Raw genomic sequence first — 8,065 nt, forward strand, 5'->3', positions numbered from 1 at the left:
ACATACAGCGGTGTGCCTTCAATCAAGTGGTCTAAAACCATGCTGGTGTCTTTGGCAAATAAACCCCGACGCCCTCCCACTTCAATTGGTGTTGTCTCGTTCTCTTTGATTAGCTTGCCTTCATCTCCATCGAAAATTAATCCCCCGTGTTCTCCGTGAACCTCAAAACTTCGTGATGGTTGCCAGAGATTTTCCCCTTTTCCATAAATCACCTCTGCAACCACGCCGCTAGTAAACTTTAGCTGGGCTGTGCAAAAACAGGATTGGTAGAACGCCCCCTCGCCCCAATACCGTGCTTGACAGCTGACGGTAGCAACAGTTCCAAACAAATCAGTTAGGCGATGGATGCGAGAGAGGGCACCGCACAGAGGAAAACCAAACAATTCTGGGTGATAAGTCCAGCGCTGGGGTGCTGGGTGCTGGGGATTGATGGTGCTGTAACGGGCGTAAAAGACTTCTCCAATTTCGGGTAAGGATTGCCGCAGTGCTTGATGCAAACCGCCCAGAATTTCTATATGCTCGACGTGCAGGAGTTGGTTGCGATCGCGTGCTAAGGCAATGAGTGCTTCTGCTTCGGCAACGTCCAAGCACAGCGGATATTCGACAATAACGTGTTTGCCAGCTTCAAGTGCGGCACGCGCGATCGCTCCATGCTGCTGGTTTACCGTGCAGATGACGATCAAATCGATATCCTCTCGCCCCACTAAATCTTCCCAAGATGAAACGGCTTGGCAAGAGTAGGTTTGACCAAATTCCTTTGTGCTGTCCGGGGTATGTCCGGCAACGGCTACTAGCTGGGTTCTATCTTGGGATTGAAATGTTTGCGCCCGGAGTTTAGCTGCATATCCGGTTCCCACCAGCCCGACACCGATTGGGAGCTTGCCAGACCACGCAGGATGAGACACTGATGTTGGCATTTTAAAAATGTGTTGTTGCTAACAGTAAAAAATCATCCGGTGATTAATCTCTAAATTTTTCAGTTCATCTGTCTGAATTTAAAGATTAATTGTTGTTATTAATTCTTTCTATAATTACAGCTAATATATTTACCCCGAAGAAGGTATCTCGATGTTCTCGAGGAATTGTCAGCTGAACATCGTATCACTGGTCTACCATTCCATTGATAAGTATAAGTAATTAGGATTGAATCTTAAAAGTTTATTACGAATACCATTCACACCATCTATTGATCTCGTGTTGAAGGCTCTGGTTTTTCCCGTAGTATCTAAAGAGGAAGTGAACCTAGTAAGCAAACCTTTACCTGAGCTTAGTCTAGCGAGGAAGGTCGCTCTACTCTGAATTACTACTGCCATTTCGACTACTTGAGAGGAACGCTACATGGCTTATAAAGTAAGGTTAATTAACGAAGCCGAAGGGCTGGACACCACGATTGAAGTTGAAGGCGACGTCTATATTCTTGACGCCGCAGAAGATCAAGGTCTCGATCTGCCCTACTCCTGTCGCGCTGGTGCTTGTTCAACCTGCGCTGGCAAAGTGACTGAGGGTGATATCGATCAATCTGACCAGTCTTTCCTGGATGACGATCAGATTGAAGCTGGCTATGTCCTGACTTGCGTGGCTTATCCCAAGTCGGATTGCACCATCATGACCCACCAAGAAGAAGAACTCTATTAAGAAAACCAGTCAGTGGTTGGTTGTCAGCGATCGCAGACAAGAAAAAACAACGTACAACGGATATCAGTAAAAGACGCGCTATTATTGGCGTCTTTTCAAACCAGCAACTGACTTGTATGGGCGGGTTGATCGATAGGATGGACTATTTACAGATATCTGGATTAAACCCGCCGCCAAATAACTGACAACTTCTAAGCTTTTTAGCAGGGACACTCTTCCAGTGTCCCTGCTTGATTGTTTTCAGGAGTTGGGCAACGCTTTTGTATTTTGATCCGGGCCGAAGGTAATGGACTGATTAAGAGGCTGAATTTGGGCACCAGGATAGTAGAAGTTGAGAATCTGCTGACTTGACCAACCCGCTTTCGCTAAATTGAATGCGCCGGTTTGGCTCATGCCGACGCCATGCCCCAATCCGCCCCCAGTAAAGGCATAACCTTTTACGGTTTTGTCTGCGCCATAGATAGGCTGTAGATAGAAAAGGGTGCTGCGGGGTGGTCGGAAGGCACTGCGGATATCATCTTTGAGAATTTCAACCACGCCAGTGTCGGTTTGCACTGCCAGTCGGATAATCCGTCCGGAGGGCGATCGCTCTGCTACCCGCAATTGCTTAATTGCTTTAAAGGGAGTATGGGGAGTCTTTGTCCGCTTGAGATAAAGCTGCAAATCTTGGGTAATCTGAGCGATACTGCTGGCTTTACTCCAGCGAAACCAATTGCCGCCAGTTTCGTGAAATCCTTGTTTCAGGCTGATAAACCGCTGGAAATTTTGTTCTTGAGCCAAAGACAACTGCGGGTTCCAAATTGTCCCAGATGAATCTACCACGGCTTGGAGATACGGGCGATCTGGGCCATTCCAGACATCATTAAAGGGCGCACTGATGCCACCGCTGGTACTGGAATAAAGGGCATCCACCAGTTCATTCTGGTAAGTTAGCACTTGACCTTTCGTCGCCGCGATCGCTTTGTCTGTCGTCGGTACAGTGCCGGTGAGACCCTTGTAAACTTGGCAGTGGGTGTCTGCACACAGTTCGTACCCATCCACTGTAAACCGCCGTAAGTTCCGCAGTGCATAAGTCCGAGCAATGATTGCCTGCGCTTCCGCCGCCGCATAGGGGGCACCGCCATCCAGTTCGTGCGGTACAACGCCCCGCAGATAAATTTCTAACGGTACTTGATTGACCAGGGTGTAAGTGCCGTAAGCGTTGGGTTGCAGCCGCAACGAGCCAGCGTAGAGAACGCTATTTTTCGAGTTTTTGCCTTTTGTCACCTGGATCGGGTTTTTGCCAGGGATAATCTCTATCTGGTCGCGATCGTACCGAAAACCATTCACCACGAGAGACGCTTTGGGCACTTTCTGCACCACTTCCGTCTCCAAATACGCAGCGCGATCGCCTTGAGCTTGAAGGTTCTGCAACAGCCAGCGGCGCACTAAAGGCGTTTTATAAACATCGCGTTTTGCCCACACCTGCCAGCGTTCCGGCTGCGCTACCTCAACCTCAATTCCCTTGGCTTGCCACGCTTTGGCACTGTCTTCCGCCATCTCAAAACTCCGATAAATGCCCAGGACAAGCCGTTCCTCTAAAGCAGGTGCTGGTAGAGGTTGCATGGTCACTTCTAGCTTGGCACTGGTGGTTTGCAGGGTTTGTTGGCGATCGCCTGTATTAAAGCGCAACATCAAGCGATCGCCCGATGTTGCCTGCAACCTCATTTGGTCGGGTTCCTCACCAAATCGCTGCACAACCCCCACTTTCAGTTCCACATCATTGCTACTGGGTGCCGGTCCAGACGCCGCTGTGAGTCCTATCAGCCCAAACACCGTCAAAATGGTGCGGGACCAGTGACCTAAACGTTTTCCCATCCCAGCCGGACGAGTGAATTTCCGACTTTGCGATTTGGTTTTTACCAAATTCTGCCTCAAGGTACATCCCTTTTTTTGCATGGACTATCTGAGGATAGAAGATTTTTCTTCAAAGCTGACTCTATATTTTGTCTCAACCTACGCAGCTAGTTGTTCCATCTATTGTGATAGACGCCAGGACGAATAGATCGGGGATGAACGACAATCTTCAGCTTAATTTAAAGTATCCAGTTGTCAAGTCGAAGTCATTCCGAGTATGATTTAGAAAGAAACAACAGATGGAGACAGCTACTCGTCCTATGGTAAGGGTGCAAGAAATACCCCTGCAAAAGATTCATCGTCCTCTGCCGCGACAAACTGACCAAGCCAAAGTAGCGGCTTTGATGGAATCCATTCAAGAAATCGGTCAGCAAGAACCCATCGACGTGCTGGAAGTAGATGGAGAATACTATGGTTTTTCCGGCTGTCATCGATTTGAAGCTTGTCAGCGCCTAGGTCAAGAAACAATTTCTTGCCGGATTCGCCGCGCACCGCGCTCTGTTCTGAGAATGCATTTAGCTTGAGTATTCAAAAACAAGCTTTCCAGCTCAAAATTCAGCCTGTACTGCGAATTAGTATCCTCGATCGCAGTTTATCTTGTCCTAAGCGTGCAAAGATAATCTACAAAAGTCTGTGCTTTTCTATACACTTCCATCTAAAAGGATCAAGGCATATGAGTAGTATCAATCATCATCAACGTCTCTACCCGACTAGCATTGACATCGCCGCAGAAACTCGCTCTAAGGTAATCGAGCTTCTGAACCAAACCGTAGCAACCACCCTTGACCTAAAAACTCAGGTAAAGCAAGCGCACTGGAATGTTAAAGGGATGGACTTCTACCAGTTACACCAACTTTTTGATGAGGTTGCTACTGAGTTGGAAGAATTCACCGATCTGTTTGCCGAAAGAGTCACCGCTCTAGGAGGGTTGGCAATGGGAACGGCTCGGATGGCGGTAGCTGCCTCTATTTTGCCAGAGTATCCGATCGATATCATCGACGGCAAAGACCACATTATCGCTTTGGCGGAACGCTTTGCACCTTATGCCAAGTCGCTGCGCCAAAATATTGATGCTTCAGCCGATTTAGGCGATGCTGATACCGCAGACCTTTACACAGAAGTGTCTCGCGCGATCGATAAGCGGTTGTGGTTCTTAGAAGCGCATCTGCAAACTGGAACCCTAACCTCTGTTGGCACAAGACAAGCAGTTGCCAGTAAACATTAATTACTGACAGTAGGGGCGCACAGCGAGTTGTGTGCCCCTAGGAGCTTTCAATAATTAAAACGCACCTGCGGGGCGAACTGAAAAAGCAAACGTGGTAAACGAACCAGATTCTGTACAGCAATTTGCCCGCCAGTTGCAGCAACTCATGCAACTGGCGGGGATTTCTAGTTATAAAGCTTTGAGTCGGCAAGCTGGAGTTTCAGAACGACAAGTCCAGCGACTGCGACTGGGACAAGTTTCGCAGATGCGAGTAGAAACCCTGATCAAGCTCTCCCAAGCGTTGAAAGTGTCAGTAAGCGAGTTACTGACCACCTTTGGGGATAGGAAACCGCCAGCGCTGGGAGAGCAGATAAATCGGGAGCATGAGTTGGCGTCTTTACAGCAAGAGTATCAGCGGCTGCGATCGCTCTTAGAACAGCAGCGAGAAACTTTAATGCAGGAATTCCAGATGTCAAGCCTGCAAGTTTTAGAATCTTTTTTGTTGTATTGGCCTACCGCAGCCGCCAGAGCTTTAGAGAATCCCCAGATGGAAGCGGTGAAATTGCTGCCATTAGTCCGACCTGTGCAACAGATGCTTTCTCAATGGGGAGTCGAAGCGATCGCATCTGTCGGTGCAGAACTCCCTTACGATCCGCAGTTCCATCAACTCATTAAAGGAACTGCTCAACCTGGAGAAATTGTGAAAGTCAGTAATCTCGGCTACCGCCAAGGAGAGAAACTGCTGCACCGCGTCAAAGTCAGTGCTATATCCAAAGCTTGAGCCTACCCATCTGACTACGTTCAAACCCACGCAATATCAAGCGCTCGACTAATCTCCCCTTTGGCTGATGAATCCCCTGTATAGATTTGTTGCACTAGTAAGAGTGATTATCGCTGGAGAACACAACAATTATGCGTCCTTTAAACATAGGTTTAACAGAAGAGCAGCGTCAAGGCGTGACGGATTTATTAAATAAAGATCTGTCGGATGCCTACCTGCTATTGATCAAAACCAAAAAGTACCACTGGGATGTGGTTGGCCCTCAGTTCCGCTCCCTGCACCAGCTATGGGAAGAACACTACACCGCGTTGACGGAAAGCATTGATGCGATCGCTGAGCGAGTTCGCGCCTTGGGTGGTTATCCCGTAGGAACTGCGGAAGGCTTCCTGAAGTACGCTTCTATTAAAGAAGATCCGGGTACTCTTCCCAACGCATTTCACATGGTAGAAAACCTCGTGTCAGATCACGAACTGGTTATCCGCAACCTGCGCGAACACATCGATCAGTGCGGTGATAACTTCCACGATCAAGGTACCGCTGATTTCCTCACCGGCTTGATGGAACAACATGAGCAAATGGCTTGGATGTTGCGTTCCTTCATCGAAGGTGAATCCATTCAGCCAGACGGCAGACTCTCAGCAGAAGGTTTGAAAGTTCCTGTCAACATGAAGTAATTCATTCGGAAAAGTAGACACTGAGGAGGTAGATTAAGTTCTACCTCCTCAAGTTTTTTTATGCAGCCAGAACTGAGTCCTACTGAAGCAATTAAATTAGCTAAACAAGTAGCTAATTTGCTACCATCACCACCACGAATTTATCAGAATCAGAATGGGTGTGTTCAAGAATGGCCTGATTCCCCTGGTTCGGAAAATATTTTAACTTTACAGTATGTAGGCGGTGTTTGCATTCCAACTGAGTGCTACCCTAAGATAACGCTGCTCACTATTACCTTTGAAGGCGAAGCTGCTAAACAACAAAACGATTCGGTCACTCTAGTTCAAAAATTAAAGAATAGAATTTTTTCCCAAAAAAGCAATTCCTCCGTTCACTTACCTGTGGGAGGGGAAAACATAATATTTGTTTGTAAGTGGGACAGCCCGTATAAAAGAGGGGAACTTAAACACAGTTGGTGGTTTCATGTTGCTACAGACCACCAAGTTAAGTTTATTCTTGAGTCAGGAGATAATTTAATTTCCTACGATGATGGGCCGCCACGTTGCTGAAGTAAACAATAAAATTAGTAGGACTTTCGCAGCTAGTTGATGCTCAAGAAAGAAAAGCACAATCTATTATTGTGTTTTGCTAATAGCAATCCTATTTGAGTGATGAGATGCCAGCAATGTCAGATACCCTAATTCTCTCTCGAAGCCGGGGATCTTGCCTTTAGGAATCCTTTAGGACTGCTATAACACGAGCTTTCTTTCTTGCCTTGTTCAGCCTACACGCAGCAGTTACACCATTGCTGCTACTAAATATTCAAGTAATTGTTAAGTAGGAGAGAAAGGCTGTAACCAGCGGAGAATTTCTCTTTTCAACAAATTCAGCTCTTTGTATAAAATTTCTTGCTTCACCCATTGACCAACAGCATCAAACGGTGTGAAGTCCTTTCCCGCTTGCCAATTGACATCTTGACCAAGCGGTGTAATATGACTTCCTGGTAACATTTGCATTGCTACCATCCCCGAAAATCGCTTTTGCAAAACCTCAGTTAAGCCAGTTGATTGGTCAAGCGTATCGTTAGAAAATTTAATCAGTAAATTTCGCGGAATACTGTATTTATCAGCGATCAACTTGTTAGTTTCTACCGGCGAAGGTGTAAACTCGACATTAAAAGCTGGGCTGAAATTAAACTGCTGCACAAATGGGATGGCTTCGCTTGCGGTGTAGTTATTAAAGGAAATCAGGATATTCCCAGCACGTTCCACTGAAAAAAGACTACCAATGAGTAAATGCAGTTTGCAACCCATGCTGTGTCCAAGTCCGTAGATTGGGAGATATCGCCGCCGCAATAACGCTTTTGCCCGTAATTGTTCGATGGCGCTATCGAAGCTCAGGAGAACGTTGCCTGCGATCGCGCTATGATCCAGCGTATTCACAAACGGCGTCGCAATCACCGCATACCCTTGATTCCCTAGTTGTTCTAATAACCAGCGATAAGTGACGTGGGGTGCAGCCGCCACAAATGCGCCCCCAAGAAAATGCACAATTCCTACAGGATGTTGGGGAATTAACACCCAATTACCGGATATTTCTTTCCAGTCCATGAAGCGATATTCGCGTTGTTAATACTTCTTCATCTTAAAGCTTGCTTGACGGAGGTGGGGAGCGATAAGCCTAACGGCTTCACTTCGCTAACGCACTGACAAACAGAGAATGCGATCGCCTTTGCTTACCCAGCGCTTTTTGCGAAGGCTCAAAGTATATTCGTTCTCTTCCTTACCGCTCTACTAACTCCGACTGCCCTGAGTGCGGCGGAAATCCCACGGCATCATCGGTTGAGCTTGATTCCAAAAACCCAGACGTTGCTTTTTAGCTGCTGCCTGTGCTTG

9 protein-coding genes are annotated in these 8,065 nt (G+C 47.1%); 6 read left to right on the plus strand and 3 right to left on the minus strand.

Features of this window, described 5'->3' with window-relative positions:
* A partial coding sequence (locus H6F50_RS10760; RefSeq protein ID WP_190428691.1) for a Gfo/Idh/MocA family oxidoreductase occupies positions 1-917 on the minus strand: 917 nt, incomplete at its 3' end.
* A 421-nt stretch (positions 918-1,338) separates the two neighbouring features.
* Between H6F50_RS10760 and H6F50_RS10765 the strand changes: the two genes are divergently transcribed.
* Positions 1,339-1,635 carry a ferredoxin gene (locus H6F50_RS10765; RefSeq protein ID WP_190410460.1) on the plus strand — a complete coding sequence of 99 codons (297 nt, stop codon included), beginning with the start codon at positions 1,339-1,341 and terminating at the stop codon, positions 1,633-1,635.
* A 240-nt stretch (positions 1,636-1,875) separates the two neighbouring features.
* On the opposite strand, the gene H6F50_RS10770 is transcribed toward H6F50_RS10765, so the two are convergent.
* The gene (locus H6F50_RS10770; protein WP_242028978.1) at positions 1,876-3,492 is read right to left on the minus strand and encodes a SpoIID/LytB domain-containing protein; all 1,617 of its coding nucleotides are present in this window, start codon (positions 3,490-3,492) and stop codon (positions 1,876-1,878) included.
* 299 nt (positions 3,493-3,791) lie between these two features.
* On the opposite strand from H6F50_RS10770, the gene H6F50_RS10775 reads away from it, so the two are divergent.
* The 5 genes from H6F50_RS10775 (at position 3,792) to H6F50_RS10795 (ending at position 6,739) form a co-directional block, all read left to right on the plus strand.
* Positions 3,792-4,055 carry a sulfiredoxin gene (locus H6F50_RS10775; protein WP_190410890.1) on the plus strand — a complete coding sequence of 88 codons (264 nt, stop codon included), beginning with the start codon at positions 3,792-3,794 and terminating at the stop codon, positions 4,053-4,055.
* Between the two features lie 149 nt (positions 4,056-4,204).
* Entirely contained in the window at positions 4,205-4,756 is a 552-nt protein-coding gene (gene dps / locus H6F50_RS10780) for a DNA starvation/stationary phase protection protein Dps (RefSeq protein WP_190428693.1), read from the plus strand.
* Between the two features lie 145 nt (positions 4,757-4,901).
* Positions 4,902-5,516, plus strand: a complete 615-nt coding sequence (gene grpE / locus H6F50_RS10785) for a nucleotide exchange factor GrpE (protein WP_190428695.1) — start codon at positions 4,902-4,904, stop codon at positions 5,514-5,516.
* A gap of 131 nt (positions 5,517-5,647) precedes the next feature.
* Entirely contained in the window at positions 5,648-6,190 is a 543-nt protein-coding gene (locus tag H6F50_RS10790; RefSeq protein ID WP_190410457.1) for a Dps family protein, read from the plus strand.
* 60 nt (positions 6,191-6,250) lie between these two features.
* Positions 6,251-6,739 (plus strand): hypothetical protein, encoded by a 489-nt coding sequence (locus H6F50_RS10795; protein ID WP_190410456.1) that lies wholly within the window; start codon positions 6,251-6,253, stop codon positions 6,737-6,739.
* A 264-nt stretch (positions 6,740-7,003) separates the two neighbouring features.
* Here the strand turns inward: H6F50_RS10795 and H6F50_RS10800 are convergent, their stop codons facing one another.
* Positions 7,004-7,780: a DUF1350 family protein gene (locus H6F50_RS10800; RefSeq protein WP_190428694.1), complete on the minus strand. Its 777-nt coding sequence runs from the start codon at positions 7,778-7,780 to the stop codon at positions 7,004-7,006.
* Positions 7,781-8,065 lie beyond the last annotated feature (285 nt).

Source organism: Coleofasciculus sp. FACHB-712 (genome assembly GCF_014695635.1).
Classification (GTDB): Bacteria; Cyanobacteriota; Cyanobacteriia; order Cyanobacteriales; family FACHB-T130; genus FACHB-T130.